At 52.1% G+C, this 23,739-nt stretch carries 26 protein-coding genes and 1 pseudogene; 20 read left to right on the forward strand and 7 right to left on the reverse strand.

All coding sequences use genetic code 11. The features are described from left to right. Nucleotides 1-6 precede the first annotated feature (6 nt). Entirely contained in the window at nt 7-372 is a 366-nt protein-coding gene (queD, locus tag AACU94_RS02315; protein WP_001329795.1) for a 6-carboxytetrahydropterin synthase QueD, read from the reverse strand. A 315-nt stretch (nt 373-687) separates the two neighbouring features. Here queD and cysJ point away from each other — a divergent pair, with 315 nt between their 5' ends. From cysJ to AACU94_RS02335, 4 genes are all read left to right on the forward strand, one after another. Continuing rightward, nucleotides 688-2,487: an NADPH-dependent assimilatory sulfite reductase flavoprotein subunit gene (cysJ, locus tag AACU94_RS02320; protein WP_135488861.1), complete on the forward strand. Its 1,800-nt coding sequence runs from the start codon at nt 688-690 to the stop codon at nt 2,485-2,487. Continuing rightward, the gene (cysI, locus tag AACU94_RS02325) at nt 2,487-4,199 is read left to right on the forward strand and encodes an assimilatory sulfite reductase (NADPH) hemoprotein subunit (protein WP_135488862.1); all 1,713 of its coding nucleotides are present in this window, start codon (nt 2,487-2,489) and stop codon (nt 4,197-4,199) included. The genes cysJ and cysI overlap by 1 nt, the downstream gene beginning before the upstream one ends. 73 nt (nt 4,200-4,272) lie before the next feature. Further along, nucleotides 4,273-5,007, forward strand: coding sequence for a phosphoadenosine phosphosulfate reductase (gene cysH, locus AACU94_RS02330; protein ID WP_130214495.1), 735 nt, complete (start codon nt 4,273-4,275; stop codon nt 5,005-5,007). A gap of 263 nt (nt 5,008-5,270) precedes the next feature. Then, nucleotides 5,271-5,423, forward strand: coding sequence for a Hok/Gef family protein (locus tag AACU94_RS02335; protein WP_130214493.1), 153 nt, complete (start codon nt 5,271-5,273; stop codon nt 5,421-5,423). Nucleotides 5,424-5,486: 63 nt separating this feature from the next. Here the strand turns inward: AACU94_RS02335 and cas3 are convergent. Beyond that, nucleotides 5,487-6,542 (reverse strand): annotated as a pseudogene (gene cas3, locus AACU94_RS02340) (CRISPR-associated helicase Cas3'); the annotation flags it as partial. Nucleotides 6,543-6,657: 115 nt separating this feature from the next. Between cas3 and AACU94_RS02345 the strand changes: the two are divergent. Next, nucleotides 6,658-7,026 (forward strand): hypothetical protein, encoded by a 369-nt coding sequence (locus AACU94_RS02345; protein WP_135488863.1) that lies wholly within the window; start codon nt 6,658-6,660, stop codon nt 7,024-7,026. A 35-nt stretch (nt 7,027-7,061) separates the two neighbouring features. On the opposite strand, the gene AACU94_RS02350 is transcribed toward AACU94_RS02345, so the two are convergent. After that, the gene (locus tag AACU94_RS02350) at nt 7,062-7,298 is read right to left on the reverse strand and encodes a hypothetical protein (protein WP_135488864.1); all 237 of its coding nucleotides are present in this window, start codon (nt 7,296-7,298) and stop codon (nt 7,062-7,064) included. Nucleotides 7,299-7,465: 167 nt separating this feature from the next. Further along, the gene (iap, locus tag AACU94_RS02355; protein ID WP_135488865.1) at nt 7,466-8,503 is read right to left on the reverse strand and encodes an alkaline phosphatase isozyme conversion aminopeptidase; all 1,038 of its coding nucleotides are present in this window, start codon (nt 8,501-8,503) and stop codon (nt 7,466-7,468) included. A 250-nt stretch (nt 8,504-8,753) separates the two neighbouring features. On the opposite strand from iap, the gene cysD reads away from it, so the two are divergent. The 12 genes from cysD to rpoS all read left to right on the forward strand — a co-directional run bounded on the left by cysD (nt 8,754) and on the right by rpoS (nt 18,527). Beyond that, on the forward strand, nt 8,754-9,662 hold the full coding sequence (gene cysD / locus AACU94_RS02360) for a sulfate adenylyltransferase subunit CysD (RefSeq protein WP_130214490.1): 909 nt from the start codon (nt 8,754-8,756) through the stop codon (nt 9,660-9,662). A 1-nt stretch (nt 9,663) separates the two neighbouring features. Beyond that, the gene (cysN, locus tag AACU94_RS02365) at nt 9,664-11,091 is read left to right on the forward strand and encodes a sulfate adenylyltransferase subunit CysN (RefSeq protein ID WP_135488866.1); all 1,428 of its coding nucleotides are present in this window, start codon (nt 9,664-9,666) and stop codon (nt 11,089-11,091) included. Continuing rightward, on the forward strand, nt 11,091-11,696 hold the full coding sequence (gene cysC, locus AACU94_RS02370; RefSeq protein WP_130221586.1) for an adenylyl-sulfate kinase: 606 nt from the start codon (nt 11,091-11,093) through the stop codon (nt 11,694-11,696). Before cysN ends, cysC begins: the two co-directional genes overlap by 1 nt. 49 nt (nt 11,697-11,745) lie before the next feature. Next, on the forward strand, nt 11,746-12,069 hold the full coding sequence (locus AACU94_RS02375) for a DUF3561 family protein (protein ID WP_064528120.1): 324 nt from the start codon (nt 11,746-11,748) through the stop codon (nt 12,067-12,069). Between the two features lie 193 nt (nt 12,070-12,262). Next, entirely contained in the window at nt 12,263-12,574 is a 312-nt protein-coding gene (ftsB, locus tag AACU94_RS02380; RefSeq protein ID WP_000517476.1) for a cell division protein FtsB, read from the forward strand. Nucleotides 12,575-12,592: 18 nt separating this feature from the next. Next, nucleotides 12,593-13,303 carry a 2-C-methyl-D-erythritol 4-phosphate cytidylyltransferase gene (gene ispD / locus AACU94_RS02385; protein WP_135488867.1) on the forward strand — a complete coding sequence of 237 codons (711 nt, stop codon included), beginning with the start codon at nt 12,593-12,595 and terminating at the stop codon, nt 13,301-13,303. Continuing rightward, on the forward strand, nt 13,303-13,782 hold the full coding sequence (gene ispF / locus AACU94_RS02390; protein WP_001219242.1) for a 2-C-methyl-D-erythritol 2,4-cyclodiphosphate synthase: 480 nt from the start codon (nt 13,303-13,305) through the stop codon (nt 13,780-13,782). The genes ispD and ispF overlap by 1 nt, the downstream gene beginning before the upstream one ends. Beyond that, nucleotides 13,779-14,828 (forward strand): tRNA pseudouridine(13) synthase TruD, encoded by a 1,050-nt coding sequence (gene truD, locus AACU94_RS02395; protein WP_130259329.1) that lies wholly within the window; start codon nt 13,779-13,781, stop codon nt 14,826-14,828. Before ispF ends, truD begins: the two co-directional genes overlap by 4 nt. Continuing rightward, nucleotides 14,809-15,570, forward strand: a complete 762-nt coding sequence (surE, locus tag AACU94_RS02400; protein WP_001516955.1) for a 5'/3'-nucleotidase SurE — start codon at nt 14,809-14,811, stop codon at nt 15,568-15,570. The genes truD and surE overlap by 20 nt, the downstream gene beginning before the upstream one ends. After that, nucleotides 15,564-16,190: a protein-L-isoaspartate O-methyltransferase gene (pcm, locus tag AACU94_RS02405; protein ID WP_000254703.1), complete on the forward strand. Its 627-nt coding sequence runs from the start codon at nt 15,564-15,566 to the stop codon at nt 16,188-16,190. The genes surE and pcm overlap by 7 nt, the downstream gene beginning before the upstream one ends. Nucleotides 16,191-16,383: 193 nt before the next feature. Continuing rightward, nucleotides 16,384-17,472, forward strand: coding sequence for a murein hydrolase activator NlpD (nlpD, locus tag AACU94_RS02410; RefSeq protein WP_240726424.1), 1,089 nt, complete (start codon nt 16,384-16,386; stop codon nt 17,470-17,472). A 62-nt stretch (nt 17,473-17,534) separates the two neighbouring features. Further along, nucleotides 17,535-18,527: an RNA polymerase sigma factor RpoS gene (gene rpoS / locus AACU94_RS02415; RefSeq protein WP_000081550.1), complete on the forward strand. Its 993-nt coding sequence runs from the start codon at nt 17,535-17,537 to the stop codon at nt 18,525-18,527. 119 nt (nt 18,528-18,646) lie between these two features. On the opposite strand, the gene AACU94_RS02420 is transcribed toward rpoS, so the two are convergent. Continuing rightward, nucleotides 18,647-19,054: a MarR family winged helix-turn-helix transcriptional regulator gene (locus tag AACU94_RS02420; RefSeq protein ID WP_135488869.1), complete on the reverse strand. Its 408-nt coding sequence runs from the start codon at nt 19,052-19,054 to the stop codon at nt 18,647-18,649. Nucleotides 19,055-19,200: 146 nt separating this feature from the next. Between AACU94_RS02420 and AACU94_RS02425 the strand changes: the two genes are divergently transcribed. Genes AACU94_RS02425 through AACU94_RS02435 form a run of 3 tightly spaced genes read left to right on the forward strand, consistent with a single transcriptional unit; the run spans nt 19,201 to nt 21,468 of the window. Continuing rightward, on the forward strand, nt 19,201-19,794 hold the full coding sequence (locus AACU94_RS02425) for a non-oxidative hydroxyarylic acid decarboxylases subunit B (RefSeq protein WP_130221533.1): 594 nt from the start codon (nt 19,201-19,203) through the stop codon (nt 19,792-19,794). Further along, entirely contained in the window at nt 19,794-21,221 is a 1,428-nt protein-coding gene (locus AACU94_RS02430; protein ID WP_000863229.1) for a non-oxidative hydroxyarylic acid decarboxylases subunit C, read from the forward strand. Before AACU94_RS02425 ends, AACU94_RS02430 begins: the two co-directional genes overlap by 1 nt. Before the next feature lie 10 nt (nt 21,222-21,231). Further along, nucleotides 21,232-21,468 carry a non-oxidative hydroxyarylic acid decarboxylases subunit D gene (locus tag AACU94_RS02435; protein WP_130221534.1) on the forward strand — a complete coding sequence of 79 codons (237 nt, stop codon included), beginning with the start codon at nt 21,232-21,234 and terminating at the stop codon, nt 21,466-21,468. Between the two features lie 38 nt (nt 21,469-21,506). Here the strand turns inward: AACU94_RS02435 and AACU94_RS02440 are convergent, their stop codons facing one another. Both AACU94_RS02440 and AACU94_RS02445 read right to left on the reverse strand, forming a co-directional pair. Then, the gene (locus tag AACU94_RS02440) at nt 21,507-22,871 is read right to left on the reverse strand and encodes a GntP family transporter (protein ID WP_130221535.1); all 1,365 of its coding nucleotides are present in this window, start codon (nt 22,869-22,871) and stop codon (nt 21,507-21,509) included. An 88-nt stretch (nt 22,872-22,959) separates the two neighbouring features. Then, nucleotides 22,960-23,736: an HPr family phosphocarrier protein gene (locus tag AACU94_RS02445; RefSeq protein WP_135488870.1), complete on the reverse strand. Its 777-nt coding sequence runs from the start codon at nt 23,734-23,736 to the stop codon at nt 22,960-22,962. Between the last annotated feature and the right edge of the window lie 3 nt (nt 23,737-23,739).

Raw genomic sequence — 23,739 nt, forward strand, 5'->3', positions numbered from 1 at the left:
CTCTTATCATTCGCCGCGATAGATACAGCCTGCAGTGCAGGTTTCTTTCACCATCACTGCACTTAATAGCGGCACAACGGGTTTAACTTGATCCCAAATCCATTTTGCTAAAACTTCGCTGGTTGGGTTTTCCAGACCGGGTATATCATTGAGGTAATAGTGGTCGAGGCGATCGTAGGTCGGTTTAAACGCCGCTTTCAGTTCAGCGAAATCGATAATCCAGCCCGTATGCGGATCGACTTCCCCTGTAATTTCCAGGCGCACCATAAAAGAATGCCCGTGTAAGCGCCCGCACTTATGTCCCTCTGGGACGTGCGGCAGACGGTGAGCGGCTTCGAAGGTGAAATCTTTAAATAACGTGGTGGACATCATAATTTCTCTACAGGACGATAAAACCGCCGTAGAGTACCGGAAAGCCTGTTTTTTCGCATTACTAAAAACGGGTTTGTTGCGCAAAATGACCGATTTAACTTAATTGCGGTCGATATTTATTTATTTTTCATTGAGTTAATAAATCTATTTTGTTGTTAAAGACTATTGCTAAAACAGGTTAGTCGATTTGGTTATTAGTTATCGCTATCCCGTCTTTAATCCACCCCCTTCGCGCCGTTAACCTTACCTTCTCTTCTGTTTTATGGGCGCTGACAGGGCCGATAAACAGCTTTGCTTACTGGAACATAACGACGCATGACGACACAGGTCCCACCTTCCGCGTTGCTTCCGTTGAACCCGGAGCAACTGGCACGCCTTCAGGCGGCCACTACCGATTTAACGCCCGCCCAGCTTGCCTGGGTTTCTGGCTATTTCTGGGGCGTGCTCAATCAGCAGCCTGCTACGCTTGCAGCGACGCCAGCGCCCGCCGCAGAAATGCCGGGTATTACTATTATCTCCGCTTCGCAAACCGGCAATGCGCGTCGGGTCGCCGAAGCGTTACGCGATGACTTATTAGCGGTAAAACTGAACGTTAAGCTGGTGAACGCGGGCGACTATAAATTCAAACAAATCGCCAGTGAAAAACTGCTTATCGTGGTGACGTCAACACAAGGGGAAGGGGAACCGCCGGAAGAAGCCGTCGCGCTGCATAAGTTTCTGTTCTCCAAAAAAGCGCCGAAGCTGGAAAACACCGCGTTTGCCGTGTTTAGCCTTGGCGATAGCTCTTATGAATTTTTCTGCCAGTCCGGGAAAGATTTTGACAGCAAGCTGGCGGAACTGGGCGGTGAATGCCTGCTCGATCGCGTTGATGCGGATGTGGAATACCAGGCCGCTGCCAGCGAGTGGCGCGCCCGCGTGGTTGATGCGCTTAAATCGCGCGCGCCTGTCACAGCACCTTCACAATCCGTCGCTACTGGCGCGGTAAATGAAATCCACACCAGCCCGTACAGCAAAGACGCGCCGCTGGTGGCGAGCCTTTCGGTTAACCAGAAAATTACCGGGCGTAACTCTGAAAAAGACGTTCGCCATATCGAAATTGACTTAGGTGACTCGGGCCTGCGTTACCAGCCGGGTGACGCGCTGGGCGTCTGGTATCAGAACGATCCGGCACTGGTGAAAGAACTTGTCGAACTGCTGTGGCTGAAAGGCGATGAACCTGTCACCGTTGAGGGCAAAACCCTGCCGTTGAACGAGGCGCTACAGTGGCACTTCGAACTGACCGTCAACACCGCCAATATCGTTGAGAACTATGCCACGCTTACCCGCAGCGAAACGCTGCTGCCGCTGGTGGGCGATAAAGCGAAGTTGCAGCATTACGCCGCGACCACGCCGATTGTCGACATGGTGCGTTTCTCTCCCGCACAGCTGGATGCCGAAGCGCTGATTAACCTGCTGCGCCCGCTGACCCCGCGCCTGTATTCCATCGCCTCCTCGCAGGCTGAAGTCGAGAACGAAGTACACGTCACCGTTGGCGTGGTGCGTTACGACGTGGAAGGCCGCGCCCGTGCCGGTGGTGCCTCCAGCTTCCTCGCGGACCGCGTGGAAGAAGAGGGCGAAGTCCGCGTCTTTATCGAACATAACGACAACTTCCGCCTGCCCGCTAACCCGGAAACCCCGGTGATTATGATTGGCCCAGGTACAGGTATTGCGCCGTTCCGCGCCTTTATGCAGCAACGTGCCGCCGACGAAGCGCCGGGCAAAAACTGGCTTTTCTTCGGCAACCCACACTTTACGGAAGATTTCCTCTACCAGGTGGAATGGCAGCGTTACGTGAAAGAAGGCGTGCTGACACGTATCGATCTTGCCTGGTCGCGCGATCAAAAAGAAAAAATTTACGTACAAGACAAACTGCGCGAACAGGGCGCAGAACTGTGGCGCTGGATCAATGACGGTGCCCACATTTATGTCTGCGGCGACGCTAATCGCATGGCGAAAGACGTTGAACAGGCACTTCTGGAAGTGATTGCCGAATTTGGTGGCATGGACACCGAAGCGGCGGATGAATTTTTAAGTGAGCTGCGCGTAGAGCGCCGTTATCAGCGAGATGTCTACTAATGAGCGAAAAACATCCAGGGCCTTTAGTGGTCGAAGGTAAACTGGCAGACGCCGAGCGCATGAAGCTTGAAAGCAACTATCTGCGCGGCACGATTGCTGAAGATTTAAATGACGGCCTGACCGGTGGGTTTAAGGGCGATAACTTTCTGCTGATCCGTTTCCACGGTATGTATCAGCAGGATGACCGTGACATTCGCGCCGAACGTGCTGAACAGAAGCTGGAACCGCGTCACGCCATGATGCTCCGCTGTCGCTTGCCGGGAGGCGTTATTACCACCAAACAGTGGCAGGCGATCGACAAATTTGCGGTGGAAAACACCATTTACGGTAGCATCCGTCTGACCAACCGTCAGACGTTCCAGTTCCACGGTATTCTGAAAAAGAACGTCAAACCTGCGCACCAGATGCTGCACTCGGTCGGTCTGGATGCGTTAGCCACCGCCAACGACATGAACCGTAACGTGCTGTGCACCTCGAACCCGTTCGAGTCGCAACTGCATGCGGAAGCGTATGAATGGGCGAAGAAAATTTCTGAACATCTGCTGCCGCGTACTCGCGCTTACGCGGAGATCTGGCTCGATCAGGAGAAAGTCGCCACCACTGATGAAGAACCGATCCTCGGTCAGACTTACCTGCCGCGTAAGTTCAAAACCACGGTAGTGATCCCGCCGCAGAACGATATCGATCTGCACGCCAACGACATGAACTTCGTGGCGATCGCCGAAAACGGCAAGCTGGTAGGTTTTAACCTGCTGGTGGGCGGTGGGCTTTCTATCGAACACGGCAACAAGAAAACCTACGCCCGCACGGCGAGCGAGTTTGGCTATCTGCCGCTGGAGCATACGCTGGCGGTGGCGGAAGCCGTCGTGACAACTCAGCGTGACTGGGGTAACCGAACCGATCGTAAAAATGCCAAAACCAAATACACGCTGGAGCGCGTGGGTGTTGAGACGTTTAAAGCGGAAGTGGAGCGTCGCGCGGGGATCAAATTTGAACCGATCCGTCCATATGAGTTCACCGGACGAGGCGATCGTATTGGCTGGGTTAAGGGCATTGATGATAACTGGCACCTGACGCTGTTTATCGAAAATGGTCGCATCCTTGATTATCCGGGGCGTCCGCTGAAAACCGGCCTGCTGGAGATCGCGAAGATCCACAAAGGTGATTTCCGCATTACGGCGAACCAGAATCTGATCATCGCCGGTGTGCCGGAAAGCGAGAAAGCGAAGATCGAGAAGATCGCCAAAGAGAGCGGGTTAATGAATGCCGTCACGCCGCAGCGTGAAAACTCAATGGCCTGCGTGTCATTCCCGACTTGCCCGCTGGCGATGGCGGAAGCGGAGCGTTTCCTGCCGTCTTTTATCGACAACATCGATAATTTAATGGCGAAACATGGTGTCAGCGATGAGCATATCGTGATGCGTGTAACAGGCTGCCCGAACGGTTGTGGCCGCGCGATGCTGGCGGAAGTGGGCCTGGTGGGTAAAGCGCCGGGTCGCTACAACCTGCATCTTGGCGGCAACCGCATTGGGACACGTATCCCACGGATGTATAAAGAAAACATCACCGAGCCGGAAATCCTGGCGTCGCTTGATGAACTGATAGGGCGCTGGGCGAAAGAGCGTGAAGCGGGAGAAGGCTTCGGCGACTTTACGGTGCGTGCGGGCATCATTCGCCCGGTGCTCGACCCGGCGCGGGATCTGTGGGATTAACCATCAGCCCGGTCTTGTAGGCCTGATAAGACGCATAAGCGTCGCATCCGGCAAGGCAAACAGTGAGGAACTTATGTCCAAACTCGATCTAAACGCCCTGAACGAACTGCCAAAGGTAGACCGGATTCTGGCGCTGGCGGAAACTAACGCCGAACTGGAAAAACTGGACGCTGAAGGCCGCGTTGCCTGGGCGCTGGATAATCTGCCCGGTGAATATGTGCTTTCTTCCAGCTTTGGCATTCAGGCGGCGGTGAGCCTGCATCTGGTGAATCTGATTCGCCCGGATATTCCGGTGATCCTCACTGATACGGGTTACTTGTTCCCGGAAACTTACCGCTTTATTGACGAGTTAACGGACAAACTCAAGCTCAACCTGAAAGTTTACCGCGCTACCGAAAGCGCCGCCTGGCAGGAAGCACGCTACGGCAAACTGTGGGAGCAGGGCGTTGAAGGCATTGAAAAATACAATGACATCAACAAAGTCGAACCGATGAACCGGGCGCTGAAAGAGCTGAATGCGCAAACGTGGTTTGCTGGCCTGCGGCGTGAACAATCTGGCAGCCGTGCCAATTTACCGGTGCTGGCAATTCAGCGTGGCGTATTTAAAGTGCTGCCGATTATCGACTGGGATAACCGAACTATTTATCAGTACCTGCAAAAACATGGCCTGAAATATCACCCATTATGGGACGAAGGATATTTATCGGTGGGCGATACCCATACAACCCGTAAATGGGAACCCGGCATGGCGGAAGAAGAAACGCGTTTCTTTGGCTTAAAAAGAGAATGTGGGTTACACGAAGGGTAAATATTGCCGGATAAAATAAACGCCTCTGTCAGAAATGATGGGGGCGTTTTTATTTTGCGAGCAGCATTCCTGATTTTAAACGTGAACGCCGCTGGAAGAATTAACAGGTATAGAATGGCGTTGGGTGCTTGAGGCTGTCTGGCGTTAAGCATTCGCGAGGTTCCAGATGGACAAAAGCCCCAGGCGATATTTCTATCAACCTGAGGCTTACGTTCGAACCCAACAATTCGAATGTTAGTCTCTTCTTTGCAGGGAGGCAAGACATGCTGACAAAATATGCCCTTGCGGCAATCATCGTACTGTGTTGTACAGTACTGGGATTCACGCTGATGGTAGGCGACTCGTTGTGTGAGTTGAGTATCAGAGAACGTGGTATGGAGTTTAAGGCTGTTCTCGCTTACGAATCGAAGAAGTAGCCACCACGCGGGGGTAAAACCCCGCGTATTGAATTGTGATGGTTTGGTCTCCTGCACCCTTTTTTAAGACCCTGTTAAACCGATGTGTTTGTTGTAATAAGGTGACTCACCTGCTTCAGACACCAGAATAACTTGCCCCGTTGGGCGATGTTGTTTTGTGCGAAATAGCTCCAGTTCTTCGTCATTCAGAAGCTGAAATTTGGATGACATCTTTTTCCACCACGAAAGCCTTACGGAAAGACGACTTATTTCCCAACGAAAATATCCTGTCGTAACAATGGGATGTAGTTCACTGTGCTGGTCTTTCCAGGCAAGATAGACATCCACGCTTTCTTCCCCCAATCGTGTCGAAAACTCCCTTTCGGTATCCCATAAAAAATCGCTGGCTTCCCGGTCGTAACCTTTTTCGTGACGCAATAAATTTTGACCAGCAACGGAACGCTGACACAGTACTTTACCGAAAGCCAGATCAGATATTGTCTCTAAACTCGCCGGCGCTGTGATTTTTGATTCATAGACGCCATCTACTAAAGTACGGGCAAGATCAGGCATTCTTATTTCACCGTACTGCCGTAATAATGTTTGTGTTCGCCAAAGGGTGGCATGATCAGGATAAACATAGCCTGTACCTTTTAGTTCAGCTCCAAGCCATCCCGCTTTGGCATCAGATTGCCATTCGGGGGCTAATATATACAGTAGCGGCGGTTGGCGTTCGTCGGGAAGAAAGTCCTTACGATCGCCCTGAGCATTGCGGATATGACGCTGGAGTCTACCGGCACGTTGGATAAGTAAATCTATAGGTGCGAGATCCGAGATCATCCAGTCGAAGTCAAGATCGAGGCTTTGCTCAACAACCTGGGTGGCGATTAATATTTTTCCTCCTCGAGTGGATGAGTTGGCATTTTTGCCAAACCAATCCAATGTCTTCTCTTCTATCGACATGCGATCGGCAAAGGCAAAACGGCTGTGAAATAACAGAATATCATCTTCAGCAATTTGCCCCTGTTGAATGAGTGTCTGGAATATTTCCAAAGCATCATCCACCGTGTTACGAATCCAACAAATACACTGCCCGGCAGCCACTGCGCGATGTATAATCTCAAAGAGTTCCCCGCGCCTCCCATGCGCTAACGCGCATAAGGTCAAAAGGATGTTATATTTCATTTCGGATTCCTTTAAACAAACACGGTGTGTAATCTATATATTCAGCTTTCAGTTATACAGAGGATGGGAAATGGATTTTTTTAGAAAAACATTTGGTGGACTAAACTCGTCATACTACTTCCGCCAACTCGTATTTGGCGGTGCTATAGCAGCATTTTTGATTTGGCTTGGCACCCAAACTAATCATGGGATAAATATTCCAACAATAATGATTATTGTGGCAAATGCTTTTATCTATCCATATTCGAGGTTCGTGTATGAGAGCATTGTTTCATTTATCATGGGGGACAATGTTTTCTATATAAACGCCATATTCATGTTGAGCGTCAAGCTGGGAATGATGCTGGCATGTTGGTTTTTTGCGTTTTGTATTGCTCCTGTTGGTCTAATCTATTTGTACTTCGCTCATTCGAAGCAGAGTCAAACAGAGCAGGAATAAGTGACTAAAGACCGGGTACCACTCCGGTCTTTTCTTCAAAATTTACTTATGCGCTGCATGTTCTGAATTGATGCTGCTCTACGTCCCCATGCTGGATTAACTCGCCACATCGCCATCGTATTACCAATTGACGAGTACGCCGCACCGGCGGCCTTCATTGCATCTTTCCCTGCGGCTACGACGTGCGGTGTCACTGCTTTGATGGCAGCCCCTCCGGCGGCTACTCCGGCGGATGCCGCAGTACTGAGGCCAGCTTTTGAGATAGCTTGCATCGTCGCTTGAACCGCCGCGCCGCCTAATGCCTAGGCTATTTTTGCAGAGAACCAAATCAGCACACCAGATCCGACGCTGGCGAGAAGAACTTGCGCAGCTATCGTGACCATGTTCGATTGAGTTCCCCGCGCCAGCGGGGAACTCCCAACTCCCATTTTCAATCCCATCAAGACGCCTTCGCCAGCTCCTTCACCAACGGTAACATTATCCGCATAACATCACGGCAGCGGCGTTCTATTCTTCCAGGAAGTGCCTTATCTATATGCTGTTGATTATCCAGTCTTACGTCATGCCAGCTATTTCCTGCAGGGAATGCGGCTGTTTTTGCTCGTTGCTGATAACCATCCTTATTCCCAAGATTCCAGTTTGTCGCTTCCACCGAAAGTACAGCAATTCCCGCTTTGTCGAATATTTCTGCGTCATTACAACACCCGGTGCCTTTCGGATAGTTTTTATTCAAACCTGGATTTGTGGTGGCGGCAATTCCATGACTGCGGGCAATTGCCAGCGCCCGGTCGCGCGTTAATTTCCTTACTGCTTCAGGTGTTTTTACGCCACTGTTGAAATACAGCTTATCGCCAACAATCAGATTATCGAGGTTAATCACCAATAAAGTATTTTTCTTTTCGGTATCACTCATGCGCTTGAGTAAATTCTCAGCGCCTAATTTCCCTTCCTCTTCACCACTGGTGGCAATAAAACGAATCCCATACTCAGTCGGAATATCTTTCAGGCGTTCAGCCAGCTCCAGCATGACACCTAAACCTGCGGCATTATCATCCATTCCTTGTAACGTCAGCCCGCCGAGATTGGCATCTGCATCTGCGTCGCTCTGCGGGGCATAGGTATCCAGATGCGCCATAATGATGATCTGCTGCGACGCTTTGCCTTCATGAGCGGCAATCACCGTACTTCCCGTCACGTTGTGCCAGTTTTTGCGGTTATCGCGTGCGGTATAAATATATCGGCTATTAAATGTTCGAATATCACTGCGGTAACCCATTTGCTGAAACTGTTGCCGAATATAATCGGCAGATAACATTTCTGCGGGTGTTCCGGTCATTCGTCCCGGAAAGAAAGTGGCAATATGTCGCGCCTGTGTATTGGCAAAATCACCAGGTTTAGGTGATGAGGCGTGAACGGGGAGAATAAAGCATACGCCGAGCGCCAGGGCAGCGGTACGGTGGCGCAATGCGGAAAACATAGTGAGTCCTTAAATACCATGCAAAATTTTTACCGCCATAGTATGAAACTGCCGCTGCGCTAAAACAATTTCAAATCTTCCTAAACGCCCGAAATTCGGTAGCTTAAGCACTTTTTGATATTTGCTTTGCCAAAGCGTTATTCCGTTAAGGAACTACTCATTCCAATTGGTAATTTCATTCGTTCTCCTGGGCTCCCTATAGTCGAAACATCTGATGGCAAGAAAATAGCGGTATTGCAAAGGAACGGTTATGGATCAAAAACGACTTACCCACCTGCGGCAACTGGAGGCGGAAAGCATCCACATCATTCGCGAGGTGGCGGCAGAATTCTCAAATCCGGTGATGCTCTACTCTATCGGTAAAGATTCCAGCGTCATGCTGCATCTGGCGCGCAAGGCGTTTTATCCAGGTACGCTGCCGTTCCCACTGCTGCATGTCGATACCGGCTGGAAATTCCGCGAGATGTATGAGTTCCGCGATCGTACGGCTAAAGCTTACGGCTGCGAGCTGCTGGTGCATAAAAACCCGGAAGGCGTGGCGATGGGGATTAATCCATTCGTGCACGGCAGCGCCAAACATACCGACATTATGAAAACCGAAGGTTTGAAACAGGCACTGAATAAATACGGTTTTGATGCCGCTTTCGGTGGCGCACGTCGCGATGAAGAGAAGTCCCGCGCCAAAGAACGAATCTACTCTTTCCGTGACCGATTTCATCGCTGGGATCCGAAAAACCAGCGTCCGGAGTTGTGGCACAACTATAACGGGCAGATCAACAAAGGCGAAAGTATCCGCGTCTTCCCGCTCTCTAACTGGACCGAGCAGGATATCTGGCAATACATCTGGCTGGAAAATATCGACATTGTTCCGCTGTATCTCGCTGCGGAACGTCCGGTTCTGGAACGCGACGGTATGTTGATGATGATTGATGACGACCGTATCGACCTGCAACCGGGTGAAGTGATTAAAAAACGGATGGTTCGCTTCCGCACGCTGGGCTGCTGGCCGCTGACCGGTGCGGTGGAGTCAAATGCACAAACGCTGCCGGAGATCATCGAAGAGATGCTGGTTTCCACCACCAGTGAACGTCAGGGGCGCGTGATTGACCGCGACCAGGCAGGCTCTATGGAGCTGAAAAAACGTCAGGGGTATTTTTAAGATGAACACCGCACTTGCACAACAAATCGCCAATGAAGGCGGCGTCGAAGCCTGGATGATTGCGCAACAACATAAAAGCCTGCTGCGTTTTCTGACCTGTGGTAGCGTCGATGACGGCAAAAGTACCCTGATTGGTCGCCTGCTGCACGATACCCGCCAAATCTACGAAGATCAGCTCTCATCGCTGCATAACGACAGTAAACGTCACGGCACCCAGGGCGAAAAACTGGATCTGGCGCTGCTGGTGGACGGCCTGCAAGCGGAACGCGAACAGGGCATCACAATCGATGTGGCTTATCGCTATTTCTCCACCGAGAAGCGTAAATTTATTATCGCCGATACCCCTGGGCACGAGCAGTACACCCGCAATATGGCGACTGGCGCGTCAACGTGTGAGCTGGCGATCTTATTGATCGACGCCCGTAAAGGCGTGCTCGATCAAACCCGTCGTCACAGTTTTATCTCCACGCTGTTGGGGATCAAACATCTGGTCGTAGCGATCAACAAAATGGATCTGGTGGATTACAGTGAAGAGACATTCACCCGCATTCGTGAAGACTACCTGACTTTTGCCGAACAATTGCCGGGCAATCTGGATATTCGCTTTGTGCCGCTCTCTGCGCTGGAAGGCGACAATGTAGCTTCGCAAAGTGAAAGAATGCCGTGGTACAGCGGCCCAACATTACTTGAAGTGCTGGAAACCGTGGAGATTCAGCGAGTGGTTGATGCCCAGCCGATGCGCTTCCCGGTTCAGTACGTTAACCGCCCTAATCTCGATTTTCGTGGCTACGCCGGAACGCTGGCTTCCGGCAGCGTGCAAGTCGGGCAACGTGTCAAAGTGCTGCCCTCTGGTGTGGAGTCAAGCATCGCGCGGATCGTCACTTTTGATGGCGATCGCGAAGAAGCTTTTGCTGGAGAAGCGATCACCCTGGTGCTGACGGACGAGATCGATATCAGCCGTGGCGATCTGCTGCTGACAGCAGATGAAGCGTTACCGGCAGTGCAGAGCGCGTCGGTGGATGTGGTATGGATGGCGGAGCAACCGCTTTCCCCTGGGCAGAGTTACGACATCAAAATCGCCGGTAAGAAGACGCGCGCCCGCGTTGATGGTATTCACTATCAGGTTGATATTAATAACCTTACCCAACGCGAAGTTGAAAACCTGCCACTGAATGGGATCGGCCTCGTGGATCTCACCTTTGACGAGCCGCTGGTGTTAGATCGTTATCAACAAAATCCGGTGACGGGTGGGCTGATTTTTATCGATCGCCTGAGCAATGTGACCGTGGGTGCCGGTATGGTGCATGAGCCGAAAAACGAGGCCGCCGTTGCGCCGTCGGAATTTAGCGCGTTCGAGCTGGAACTAAATGCGTTAGTACGCCGCCACTTCCCGCACTGGGGCGTGCGCGATTTACTGGGAGGTAAATGATGGCGCTGCATGACGAAAACGTCGTCTGGCATAGCCACCCAGTAACTCCGCAACAGCGTGAACAACACCACGGTCATCGAGGTGTTGTGCTGTGGTTTACCGGCCTCTCTGGTTCCGGTAAATCAACGGTCGCGGGGGCGCTGGAGGAGGCGTTACATAAACTTGGCGTCAGTACATATTTACTGGATGGCGACAATGTCCGCCACGGTTTATGCAGCGATCTCGGTTTTAGCGATGCCGATCGCAAAGAAAATATCCGTCGGGTCGGTGAGGTGGCGAATTTAATGGTCGAAGCCGGACTGGTGGTGCTGACGGCGTTTATCTCACCACACCGCGCCGAACGGCAGATGGTTCGCGAACGTGTAGGAGAAGGGCGGTTTATCGAAGTGTTTGTCGATACGCCGCTGGCGATTTGTGAGTCTCGCGATCCAAAAGGCTTATATAAAAAAGCACGCGCTGGTGAACTGCGTAACTTTACCGGAATAGATTCCGTTTACGAAGCGCCTGAATCGGCAGAAATTCATCTCAATGGTGAACAATTAGTAACAAATTTGGTTCAGCAATTATTAGATCTACTGAGACAGAACGATATTATCAGATCCTGAGACACCACCGGGTTTTCATGCCCGGTTCGTCAAAGTAACAGGATCTGATATGCGTAATAGCCATAACATTACACTAACAAATAGTGATAGCCTTACCGAGGATGAAGAAACCACATGGTCGCTACCAGGGGCCGTGGTCGGTTTTGTGTCCTGGCTGTGTGCACTGGCGATTCCGATGTTGATTTATGGCTCTAACACGCTGTTTTTCTTTATCTACACCTGGCCTTTCTTTCTGGCGCTGATGCCTGTTGCGGTGGTGGTAGGTATTGCGCTGCATTCCTTGATGGACGGGAAATTACGCTACAGTATTGTTTTCACTTTTATCACCGTTGGCATTATGTTTGGTGCACTGTTTATGTGGTTGTTGGGCTAATCTGTTCTTTCCTGTTCATTCTGTCCATAATTCAAACCGTAACCAATAATGAGATTATGTTCTGCGCGCCCTGGGTATACGTAACAGTGGACAAATGTGGTACATTTGCCCGCGTTGTCGCGGTATCCCCAACAGAGGATGTAGAGTCGTCTTCGGATGCATGGGATGAGGATGCCGTTTTTCAGGGGGCAGGATGGGTAAACTAACGCTGCTGTTGCTGGCTATTCTGGTCTGGCTACAGTATTCGCTGTGGTTCGGTAAGAACGGTATACATGACTATACCCGCGTCAATGATGATGTGGCGGCACAGCAAGCTACAAACGCGAAACTTAAAGCGCGAAACGATCAGCTTTTTGCCGAAATTGACGATCTCAATGGCGGCCAGGAGGCGCTCGAAGAACGTGCGCGTAATGAACTCAGCATGACCAGGCCGGGCGAAACTTTTTATCGTCTGGTGCCTGACGCGTCGAAGCGCGCGCAGTCTGCGGGGCAAAACAATCGATAAATCAGCCCAGGAATTAACATGGCAACCACTCATTTGGATGTTTGCGCCGTGGTTCCGGCGGCCGGATTTGGCCGCCGAATGCAAACGGAATGTCCTAAGCAATATCTCTCAATCGGTAATCAAACCATTCTTGAACACTCGGTGCATGCGCTGCTGGCGCATCCCCGGGTGACGCGTGTCGTCATTGCAATAAGCCCTGGCGATAACCGCTTTGCTCAACTTCCTCTGGCGAATCATCCGCAAATCACCGTTGTTGATGGTGGTGAAGAGCGTGCTAATTCCGTGCTGGCAGGTCTGAAAGCCGCTGGCGATGTGCAGTGGGTACTGGTGCATGACGCCGCTCGCCCTTGTCTGCATCAGGATGACCTCGCGCGCCTGTTGGCGTTGAGCGAAACCAGCCGCACGGGAGGGATCCTCGCCGCGCCGGTGCGCGATACGATGAAACGCGCCGAGCCAGGCAAAAATGCCATTGCTCATACCGTTGATCGCAACGGTTTGTGGCACGCGCTTACGCCGCAATTTTTCCCTCGTGAGCTGTTACATGACTGCCTGACGCGCGCTCTAAATGAAGGCGCTACCATTACCGACGAAGCCTCAGCGCTGGAATACTGCGGTTTTCATCCGCAGCTTGTCGAAGGCCGAGCGGATAACATTAAAGTCACGCGCCCGGAAGATTTGGCGCTTGCCGAATTTTACCTCACCCGAACCATCCATCAGGAGAATACATAATGCGAATTGGACACGGTTTTGATGTTCACGCCTTTGGCGGCGAAGGCCCAATTATCATTGGTGGCGTGCGCATCCCTTATGAAAAAGGGCTGCTGGCACATTCTGATGGCGACGTGGCGCTGCACGCGCTGACCGATGCATTACTTGGTGCAGCGGCGCTGGGGGATATTGGCAAGCTATTCCCGGATACAGATCCGGCATTTAAAGGCGCTGACAGCCGCGAGCTGCTACGCGAAGCCTGGCGACGCATTCAGGCGAAGGGCTATACCCTCGGCAACGTCGATGTCACTATCATCGCTCAGGCACCGAAGATGCTGCCACATATTCCACAAATGCGCGTGTTTATTGCCGAAGATCTCGGCTGCCATATGGATGATGTTAACGTGAAAGCCACTACTACGGAAAAACTCGGATTTACCGGACGTGGGGAAGGGATTGCCTGTGAAGCGGTGGCGCTACTCATTAAGGCAACAAAATGATTGAATTTGATAATCTCACTTACCTCCACGGCAAACCGCAAGGAACCGGGCTGCTGAAAGCCAACCCGGAAGACTTTGTGGTGGTGGAAGATTTAGGCTTTGAGCCTGATGGTGAAGGTGAGCATATCCTGGTGCGAATCCTCAAAAACGGTTGCAATACCCGTTTTGTGGCCGACGCACTGGCGAAATTCCTGAAAATTCATGCCCGTGAAGTCAGCTTCGCTGGGCAGAAAGACAAACATGCCGTTACGGAACAGTGGTTATGCGCTCGGGTACCGGGTAAAGAGATGCCTGATCTGAGCGCGTTTCAACTGGAAGGCTGCCAGGTACTGGAGTATGCGCGCCACAAACGTAAACTGCGTTTAGGGGCGCTGAAAGGTAATGCCTTTACCCTGGTGCTGCGAGAAGTGAGCAATCGTGATGACGTTGAACAGCGATTGATCGATATTTGCGTGAAAGGTGTACCGAATTACTTTGGCGCGCAACGTTTTGGTATTGGTGGTAGTAATTTGCAGGGCGCGTTGCGCTGGGCGCAAACCAATACTCCGGTGCGCGATCGCAATAAGCGTAGTTTTTGGTTGTCGGCAGCTCGTAGTGCGTTGTTTAATCAGATTGTTGCTGAGCGTCTCAAAAAAGCAGAAGTTAATCAGGTTGTTGACGGTGATGCGCTACAATTAGCCGGGCGCGGCAGCTGGTTTGTTGCCACTAACGAAGAACTGGCGGAATTACAGCGTCGCGTGAACGATAAAGAGCTGTTAATTACAGCTGCAATGCCGGGTAGCGGCGAATGGGGAACCCAGCGTGAGGCGCTAGCATTCGAACAAGCAGCTGTCGCCGAAGAAACTGAATTACAAGCCTTACTGCTGCGCGAAAAAGTTGAGGCAGCGCGCAGAGCGATGCTGTTATATCCGCAACAATTAAGCTGGAACTGGTGGGATGACGTCACCGTCGAAATCCGTTTCTGGCTTCCGGCAGGAAGCTTTGCAACCAGCGTTGTCAGGGAACTTATCAACACAACAGGTGATTATGCGCATATTGCTGAGTAATGATGACGGGGTACATGCGCCCGGTATACAAACGCTGGCGAAAGCTCTGCGTGAGTTTGCTGACGTTCAGGTGGTCGCCCCCGATCGTAATCGCAGCGGCGCTTCAAATTCCCTGACGCTGGAATCCTCCCTGCGCACGTTTACCTTTGAAAATGGTGATATTGCCGTGCAAATGGGAACCCCGACCGATTGTGTCTATCTTGGCGTGAATGCTCTGATGCGTCCGCGCCCGGATATTGTGGTTTCGGGTATTAACGCCGGGCCGAATCTGGGTGATGATGTTATTTATTCCGGCACGGTAGCCGCCGCGATGGAGGGCCGTCATTTAGGCTTTCCGGCGCTGGCCGTTTCACTTGACGGGCATAAACATTACGACACTGCTGCAGCGGTCACCTGTTCCATTTTGCGCGCACTGTGTAAAGAGCCGCTGCGTACCGGACGTATTCTCAATATCAACGTACCTGATTTACCGCTGGATCAGATTAAAGGTATCCGCGTGACTCGCTGCGGTACACGACATCCGGCAGATCAAGTGATTCCGCAGCAGGATCCGCGCGGTAATACGCTGTACTGGATTGGCCCGCCGGGCGGTAAGTGTGATGCCGGTCCGGGGACCGATTTTGCTGCGGTAGATGAAGGCTACGTCTCCATCACGCCGCTGCATGTAGATTTAACCGCGCACAACGCGCAAGATGTGGTTTCAGACTGGTTAAACAGCGTGGGAGTTGGCACGCAATGGTAAGCAGACGCGTACAAGCACTTCTGGATCAATTACGTGCGCAAGGTATTCAGGATGAGCAGGTGCTTAATGCACTTGCTGCCGTGCCGCGTGAAAAATTCATCGATGAAGCGTTTGAACAAAAAGCCTGGGACAATATCGCGTTGCCGATAGGTCAGGGGCAGACAATTTCGCAGCCGTATATGGTGGCGCGAATGACTGAATTACTCGAACTGACGCCGCAGTCGCGAGTGCTGGAGATCGGCACTGGTTCAGGATATCAAACAGCAATTCTGGCACATCTTGTCCAGCATGTATGCTCGGTCGAGCGGATTAAAGGATTGCAGTGGCAGGCGCGCAGACGTCTGAAAAATCTTGATTTACACAATGTTTCAACCCGTCACGGCGATGGATGGCAAGGTTGGCAAGCACGTGCGCCGTTTGACGCTATCATTGTAACGGCTGCTCCGCCCGAAATTCCGACAGCGTTAATGACGCAACTGGATGAAGGCGGCATTCTCGTCTTACCCGTAGGGGAAGAGCACCAGTATTTAAAGCGGGTGCGTCGTCGGGGAGGCGAATTTATTATCGACACCGTGGAGGCTGTGCGCTTTGTTCCCTTAGTAAAGGGGGAGCTGGCTTAGCGCGTGAGGAAAATACCTGGAATTTTCCTGGTTATTTTGCAGCAGGTCAGCGTATCGTGAACATCTTTTCCAGTGTTCAGTAGGGTGCCTTGCACGGTAATTATGTCACTGGTTATTAACCAATTTTTTTCCTGGGGGATAAATGAGCGCGGGAAGCCCAAAATTCACCGTTCGCCGTATTGCGGCTTTGTCACTGGTTTCGCTATGGTTGGCTGGCTGTTCTGACACTTCAAATCCACCGGCACCGGTCAGCTCTGTCAATGGCAATGCGCCTGCAAATACCAATTCTGGTATGTTGATTACGCCGCCACCGAAAATGGGGACGACGTCTACAACGCAGAAACCGCAAATTCAGCCGGTACAACAGCCACAAATTCAATCGGCTCAACAGCCGCAAATCCAACCGGTACAGCCTGTTGCCCAACAACCTGTGCAAATGGAAAACGGACGCATCGTCTATAACCGTCAGTACGGGAATATTCCGAAAGGCAGTTATAGCGGCAGTACTTACACCGTGAAAAAAGGCGACACGCTTTTCTATATCGCCTGGATTACCGGCAACGATTTCCGTGACCTTGCCCAACGCAATAATATTCAGGCGCCTTACGCTCTGAACGTAGGTCAGACCTTACAGGTGGGGAATGCTTCCGGTACGCCAATCACTGGCGGAAATGCCATTACCCAGGCCGACGCAGCAGAGCAAGGAGTTGTGATCAAGCCTGCACAAAATTCCACCGTTGCTGTTGCGTCGCAACCGACAATTACGTATTCTGAGTCTTCGGGTGAACAGAGTGCTAACAAAATGTTGCCGAACAACAAGCCAACTGCGACCACGGTCACAGCGCCTGTAACGGTACCAACAGCAAGCACAACCGAGCCAACTGTCAGCAGTACAACAACCAGTACGCCGATCTCCACCTGGCGCTGGCCGACTGAGGGCAAAGTGATTGAAACCTTTGGTGCTTCTGAGGGAGGCAACAAGGGGATTGATATCGCAGGTAGCAAAGGACAGGCAATTATCGCGACCGCAGATGGCCGCGTTGTTTATGCCGGTAATGCGCTGCGCGGCTACGGTAATCTGATTATCATCAAACATAATGATGATTACCTGAGTGCCTACGCCCATAACGACACAATGCTGGTCCGGGAACAACAAGAAGTTAAGGCGGGGCAAAAAATAGCGACCATGGGTAGCACCGGAACCAGTTCAACACGCTTGCATTTTGAAATTCGTTACAAGGGGAAATCCGTAAACCCGCTGCGTTATTTGCCGCAGCGATAAATCGGCGGAGCCAGGCTTTTGCTTGAATGTTCCGTCAAGGGATCACGGGTAGGAGTCACCTTATGAGTCAGAATACGCTGAAAGTTCATGATTTAAATGAAGACGCGGAATTTGATGAGAATGGAGTTGAGGTTTTTGACGAAAAGGCCTTAGTTGAAGAGGAACCCAGTGATAACGATTTGGCCGAAGAGGAGCTGTTATCGCAGGGCGCAACACAGCGTGTGCTGGACGCGACTCAGCTTTATCTTGGTGAGATTGGTTATTCGCCACTGTTAACGGCCGAAGAAGAAGTTTATTTTGCGCGTCGCGCACTGCGTGGTGATGTCGCCTCTCGCCGCCGGATGATCGAGAGTAACTTGCGTCTGGTGGTAAAAATTGCCCGCCGTTATGGCAATCGTGGTCTGGCGCTGCTGGACCTTATCGAAGAGGGTAACCTGGGGCTGATCCGCGCGGTTGAGAAGTTTGACCCGGAACGTGGTTTCCGCTTCTCAACTTACGCAACCTGGTGGATTCGCCAGACGATCGAACGGGCCATTATGAACCAAACCCGTACTATTCGTTTGCCGATTCACATCGTAAAGGAGCTGAACGTTTACCTGCGAACCGCACGTGAGTTGTCCCATAAGCTGGACCACGAACCGAGCGCGGAAGAGATCGCAGAGCAACTGGATAAGCCAGTTGATGACGTCAGCCGTATGCTTCGTCTTAACGAGCGCATTACCTCGGTAGACACCCCGCTGGGTGGTGATTCCGAAAAAGCGTTGCTGGATATCCTGGCCGATGAAAAAGAGAACGGTCCGGAAGACACCACGCAAGATGACGATATGAAACAAAGCATCGTCAAATGGCTGTTCGAACTGAACGCCAAGCAGCGTGAAGTGCTGGCACGTCGATTCGGTTTGCTGGGGTACGAAGCGGCAACACTGGAAGATGTAGGGCGTGAAATTGGCCTAACCCGTGAACGTGTTCGCCAGATTCAGGTTGAAGGCCTGCGCCGTCTGCGTGAGATTTTGCAGACTCAGGGGCTGAATATCGAAGCGCTGTTCCGCGAATAAGCAAGCATCTGTCAGAAAGGCCAGTCTCATATGAGGCTGGCCTTTTTCTTTTGGTTGGTGAGTCGGTGTGTTTGCAGGCTGGATAAGACGCGATAGCGTCGCATCCGGCAATTTGCACCCTATGTGTTCATCATCTTGCGCACCAGCTGCATAAACAGCTCCTGCTCTTCTGCACTCAAACGCCCCAAAAATTCTTCATCCACGCCGTCACCAATCGGTATCGCCGCAGCAAGTACCTTTTCTCCTTCGGCAGTCAGCCAGACAAAGCGACGCCGCTTATCGACGGTGTCATGCTCTCGTCTGACCAGGCCACGATTTTCCATTCTTGCCAGAATTTCCGCCAGCGTAGCCTTAGTGCTGACAGCTGCTTCTATCAGCGCAACCTGCTCTATACCGGGTTGTTCAGCAATAGCGCGCATTACCGCGTACTGCGGTTTAGTCAGGTCAGGTAGCTCATGCTGCCAGCGAGACGTGTGTTGCTGAAAAAGCTGTCGTAACTGATGGAACGCTTTATTTCGTAACGCCATGTAAACTCCGGGCTAACTTTCTGTCGCTATCATAGCTGTTTTTCAGTGACGAAGGGGATGTTGTTACTTTTCTGCACTTGCCGCTACGTGAATAGAAGGGTATGTTAATAATAACGTTCGTGTACGAACAATTAAGGAAATAAAAAATGAGACTGATTGTCGGGATGACTGGGGCTACAGGTGCGCCTCTTGGTGTGGCATTACTGCAAGCACTAAAGAAGATGCCCGGTGTTGAAACACATCTCGTGATGTCGAAGTGGGCGAAAACTACCATTGAACTGGAAACGCCCTACAGCGTCCACGATGTCGCTGCCCTGGCAGACTATTGCCATAACCCGGCGGATCAGGCGGCGACTATCTCTTCAGGTTCCTTTCGTACCGATGGCATGATCGTTATTCCGTGCAGCATGAAGACGCTGGCTGGTATCCGTGCTGGCTATGCCGATGGGCTGGTGGGGCGCGCTGCTGATGTTGTTCTCAAAGAAGGGCGCAAGCTGGTGCTGGTGCCGCGTGAAATGCCTCTCAGTACTATCCACCTTGAAAATATGCTCGCGCTTTCCCGTATGGGCGTGGCGATGATACCGCCCATGCCTGCCTTCTATAACCATCCCGAAACGGTAGATGACATTGTTCACCACGTGGTTGCCCGCGTGATGGATCAGTTTGGCCTCGAACATCCTCAAGCCAGGCGCTGGCAAGGATTGCCGCAGTCCGGGAGTTTTTCTCTGGAGAATGAATAATGGCTTTTGATGATTTACGCAGCTTTTTACAGGCACTTGACGACCAGGGGCAATTGCTGAAAATCAGTGAAGAGGTTAACGCCGAGCCAGATCTGGCCGCTGCTGCCAACGCCACCGGGCGTATCGGCGACGGCGCACCCGCGCTGTGGTTTGATAATATTCGCGGCTTTACCGATGCCCGCGTGGCGATGAACACCATTGGGTCCTGGCAGAACCACGCGATTTCCCTCGGCCTGCCGCCGAACACGCCGGTTAAAAAACAGATTGATGAGTTTATCCGCCGCTGGGATAACTTCCCGATTGCCCCGGAGCGCCGCGCAAATCCAGCCTGGGCGCAGAACACCGTCGATGGCGACGAGATCAACCTGTTCGATATTCTGCCGCTGTTTCGCCTGAACGATGGCGATGGCGGTTTCTATCTCGATAAAGCCTGCGTGGTTTCCCGCGATCCGCTCGACTCGGATAACTTCGGCAAGCAGAATGTCGGCATCTACCGTATGGAAGTGAAGGGCAAGCGTAAGCTCGGCCTGCAACCGGTGCCAATGCACGATATCGCCCTGCATCTGCATAAAGCGGAAGAGCGCGGCGAAGATTTGCCGATAGCCATCACCCTTGGTAATGATCCGATCATCACGCTGATGGGCGCTACACCGCTGAAATACGATCAGTCTGAGTACGAAATGGCGGGCGCACTGCGCGAAAGCCCATACCCGATCGCTACCGCCCCGCTGACCGGTTTTGATGTGCCGTGGGGCTCGGAAGTAATCCTCGAAGGGGTTATCGAAAGCCGTAAACGCGAGATTGAAGGGCCGTTCGGTGAGTTTACCGGCCACTACTCCGGCGGGCGCAACATGACCGTGGTGCGCATCGATAAAGTCTCTTACCGCACGAAACCGATTTTCGAATCGCTCTATCTCGGTATGCCGTGGACCGAAATCGACTACCTGATGGGGCCAGCCACCTGTGTGCCGCTGTATCAGCAACTGAAAGCTGAGTTCCCGGAAGTACAGGCGGTAAACGCCATGTACACCCACGGCCTGCTGGCGATTATCTCCACCAAAAAACGCTACGGCGGCTTTGCCCGCGCGGTGGGCCTGCGTGCGATGACCACGCCGCACGGTCTGGGCTACGTGAAGATGGTGATTATGGTCGATGAAGACGTTGACCCGTTCAACCTGCCGCAGGTGATGTGGGCGCTCTCCTCGAAAGTGAACCCGGCAGGGGACCTGGTGCAGTTGCCGAATATGTCCGTGCTGGAGCTCGACCCAGGCTCAAGCCCGGCGGGGATCACCGACAAGCTGATTATCGACGCAACCACGCCTGTCGCCCCGGACAACCGTGGTCACTACAGCCAGCCGGTGGTGGATTTACCGGAAACCAAAGCCTGGGCTGAAAAACTGACCGCTATGCTGGCCGCACGCAAATAAGGAGAACAAGATGATTTGTCCACGTTGTGCCGATGAACAGATTGAAGTGATGGCAAAATCGCCGGTGAAAGATGTCTGGACGGTCTACCAGTGCCAGCATTGCCTTTATACCTGGCGCGATACAGAACCGCTACGCCGCACCAGCCGTGAACATTATCCGGAAGCGTTCCACATGACGCAAAAAGATATTGATGACGCGCCGATGGTGCCGAGCATTCCGCCGCTGCTGGCGGAAGATAAGCGCTAAATAAAAGGTCCGATGCCCATCGGACCTTTTTATTAAGGTCAAATTACCGCCCATACGCACCAGGTAATTAAGAATCCGGTAAAACCGAGAATGGTCGTTAACACTGTCCAGGTTTTCAGACCGTCTGCTACCGACAACCCCAGATATTTGGTCACAATCCAGAACCCTGAGTCATTAATATGTGACGCGCCAAGCCCACCAAAGCAGGCCGCCAGTGTCACCAGTACGCACTGAATCGGATTCAATCCCATCACCGCTTCCGAGAGTAATCCACCGGTTGTCAGGATTGCTACGGTGGCTGAACCCTGCGATGCGCGCAGCGCCAGAGAAATAATAAATGCCGCAGGCAACAGAGGCAGGTCAATCATTTGTAACATATTGGCAAGGGCTTTACCGACGCCAGACTCCACCAGCACTTTGCCAAATACCCCACCGGCACCAGTAACCAGAATCACTACCGCCGCAGTGGGAAGGGCTGAGCCCATAATGTCGCTGGTGTGTTGTAAGCTCCAGCCGCGACGTAAGGCCAGTAACCAGAATGCCAGCACCAGCGCAATCATCAGAGCCACCATCGGTGAGCCGAGCAGTTGCAGCGTACCAAGCAGGGGATGCGAGGCTGGCATTAGCGTTGCGGAAACCGTACCCGCCATAATAATCGCGATAGGAATAACAATTAATGAGGTGACCAGCGCGACGCCCGGCGGATTTATTTTATCGCTTAATTTTGTCTCGCCTTCCTCACTGGCTGGTGCCAGCTGCATCTGTTCCAGTACTTCCACCGACATCGCATATTGGCGCTTATTGATTATTTTCGCTGCAAAATAGCCGACAATGCCTACAGGAATAGAAATTGCGATACCGATTATGGTCAGCCAGCCGATGTCTGCGTGGAGTAGCCCGGCAGCGGCAACGGGGCCTGGATGCGGCGGTACTGCCACGTGAACAGTAAGCATTATCCCGGCGACCGGCAGGCCAAATTTAAGCGGCGATATTTTGGCAACCTTGGCAAAACCGTAAATGATTGGCGCAAGAATAATAAAGCCGACATCAAAGAAAACAGGAATACCGAGGAAGAACGCTGCCAGAGTCAGTGCGGCAATAGTCCGTTTGTCTCCTAACTTGCGGCTGAAATAATTAGCCAGCGACTCTGCACCGCCAGAGTGTTCAATCATGCGACCCAGCATGGCACCAAGGCCGATAATGATGGTGACGGAGCCAAGCACACCGCCCATCCCGGCGATCATCACTTTACCCACTTCGCCCGCCGGGATACCCGCCGCAAGTGCGACTAACAGGCTGACGAGAAGCAGAGCAACGAATGGTTGTACCTTTGCCTTGATGACCAGCAGCAACAGCATGATTACGCCAGCTAACGCAATGCATAACAATGTAATTGTGGACATGGAAAACCCTGTCTGAAAGTTATAGTTAACCTACCCCATCCGTAGATGGGGGGATGTATGGGTACGTTGTAATTATGGATTGAGCGAATTAGCGCCAGGCGTCAAACCAGCCAAGCCCTTCTTCGGTGAGGCCACGAGGTTTGTATTCACAACCGATCCAGCCCTGATATCCCACTTCATCGAACAGGCGGAACAGCCACGGATAGTTGATCTCACCATCGTCCGGTTCATGTCGATCGGGCAGTCCGGCAATTTGTACGTGGGCATATTTCCCGGCGTAATCACGGATTAAATGCGTCAGGTCGCCATCCACTTTTTGCGCATGGAAAGTATCTAGTTGAATAAACACGTTATCTCGCGCAACCTCTTCAACAATAGCCAGTGCCTGATACTGGCTGGAGAAGAGATAATGAGGTTTAACGCCGGGGCTGAGTGCTTCAACCAAAACTCGCTTGCCGTGCGGCGCAAAGCGGTCGGCAGCGTAGCGGAGATTATCGATAAAAACAGCCCGATACCGTTCAGCGTCTTCGCCTGCGGGCACGACGCCTGCCATCACATGGACTTGTTCACAATTGAGCGCCAATGCATATTCCAGTGCCAGGTCGATGTCTGCGCGTGCTTCGTGCTCACGTCCGGGAAGGGCGGATAATCCCCATTCCCCCGCATTAACATCTCCGGGAGCGGTATTGAACAGCGCCAGCGTCAGATGATTTTGCGCCAGTTGCTGCCGGATTTGCTGGGTGGAATAGTCATAGGGAAACAGAAATTCCACAGCATCAAACCCGGCTTTTCGCGCTGCGGCGAAGCGTTCAATAAAAGGCACTTCGGTGAACATCATGGATAAATTAGCTGCAAAACGAGGCATTGC

Origin of the sequence: Escherichia sp. E4702 (assembly GCF_963883545.1) — a bacterium.
Classification (GTDB): Bacteria; Pseudomonadota; Gammaproteobacteria; order Enterobacterales; family Enterobacteriaceae; genus Escherichia.

Excerpts from the sequence above, each read along its gene's own strand:
- queD (WP_001329795.1), bottom strand. The coding sequence starts at position 372 with ATGATGTCCACCACGTTATTTAAAGATTTCACCTTCGAAGCCGCTCAC.
- cysJ (WP_135488861.1), top strand. The coding sequence starts at position 688 with ATGACGACACAGGTCCCACCTTCCGCGTTGCTTCCGTTGAACCCGGAG.
- cysI (WP_135488862.1), top strand. The coding sequence starts at position 2,487 with ATGAGCGAAAAACATCCAGGGCCTTTAGTGGTCGAAGGTAAACTGGCA.
- cysH (WP_130214495.1), top strand. The coding sequence starts at position 4,273 with ATGTCCAAACTCGATCTAAACGCCCTGAACGAACTGCCAAAGGTAGAC.
- AACU94_RS02335 (WP_130214493.1), top strand. The coding sequence starts at position 5,271 with ATGCTGACAAAATATGCCCTTGCGGCAATCATCGTACTGTGTTGTACA.
- AACU94_RS02345 (WP_135488863.1), top strand. The coding sequence starts at position 6,658 with ATGGATTTTTTTAGAAAAACATTTGGTGGACTAAACTCGTCATACTAC.
- AACU94_RS02350 (WP_135488864.1), bottom strand. The coding sequence starts at position 7,298 with ATGCAAGCTATCTCAAAAGCTGGCCTCAGTACTGCGGCATCCGCCGGA.
- iap (WP_135488865.1), bottom strand. The coding sequence starts at position 8,503 with ATGTTTTCCGCATTGCGCCACCGTACCGCTGCCCTGGCGCTCGGCGTA.
- cysD (WP_130214490.1), top strand. The coding sequence starts at position 8,754 with ATGGATCAAAAACGACTTACCCACCTGCGGCAACTGGAGGCGGAAAGC.
- cysN (WP_135488866.1), top strand. The coding sequence starts at position 9,664 with ATGAACACCGCACTTGCACAACAAATCGCCAATGAAGGCGGCGTCGAA.
- cysC (WP_130221586.1), top strand. The coding sequence starts at position 11,091 with ATGGCGCTGCATGACGAAAACGTCGTCTGGCATAGCCACCCAGTAACT.
- AACU94_RS02375 (WP_064528120.1), top strand. The coding sequence starts at position 11,746 with ATGCGTAATAGCCATAACATTACACTAACAAATAGTGATAGCCTTACC.
- ftsB (WP_000517476.1), top strand. The coding sequence starts at position 12,263 with ATGGGTAAACTAACGCTGCTGTTGCTGGCTATTCTGGTCTGGCTACAG.
- ispD (WP_135488867.1), top strand. The coding sequence starts at position 12,593 with ATGGCAACCACTCATTTGGATGTTTGCGCCGTGGTTCCGGCGGCCGGA.
- ispF (WP_001219242.1), top strand. The coding sequence starts at position 13,303 with ATGCGAATTGGACACGGTTTTGATGTTCACGCCTTTGGCGGCGAAGGC.
- truD (WP_130259329.1), top strand. The coding sequence starts at position 13,779 with ATGATTGAATTTGATAATCTCACTTACCTCCACGGCAAACCGCAAGGA.
- surE (WP_001516955.1), top strand. The coding sequence starts at position 14,809 with ATGCGCATATTGCTGAGTAATGATGACGGGGTACATGCGCCCGGTATA.
- pcm (WP_000254703.1), top strand. The coding sequence starts at position 15,564 with ATGGTAAGCAGACGCGTACAAGCACTTCTGGATCAATTACGTGCGCAA.
- rpoS (WP_000081550.1), top strand. The coding sequence starts at position 17,535 with ATGAGTCAGAATACGCTGAAAGTTCATGATTTAAATGAAGACGCGGAA.
- AACU94_RS02420 (WP_135488869.1), bottom strand. The coding sequence starts at position 19,054 with ATGGCGTTACGAAATAAAGCGTTCCATCAGTTACGACAGCTTTTTCAG.
- AACU94_RS02425 (WP_130221533.1), top strand. The coding sequence starts at position 19,201 with ATGAGACTGATTGTCGGGATGACTGGGGCTACAGGTGCGCCTCTTGGT.
- AACU94_RS02430 (WP_000863229.1), top strand. The coding sequence starts at position 19,794 with ATGGCTTTTGATGATTTACGCAGCTTTTTACAGGCACTTGACGACCAG.
- AACU94_RS02435 (WP_130221534.1), top strand. The coding sequence starts at position 21,232 with ATGATTTGTCCACGTTGTGCCGATGAACAGATTGAAGTGATGGCAAAA.
- AACU94_RS02440 (WP_130221535.1), bottom strand. The coding sequence starts at position 22,871 with ATGTCCACAATTACATTGTTATGCATTGCGTTAGCTGGCGTAATCATG.
- AACU94_RS02445 (WP_135488870.1), bottom strand. The coding sequence starts at position 23,736 with ATGCCTCGTTTTGCAGCTAATTTATCCATGATGTTCACCGAAGTGCCT.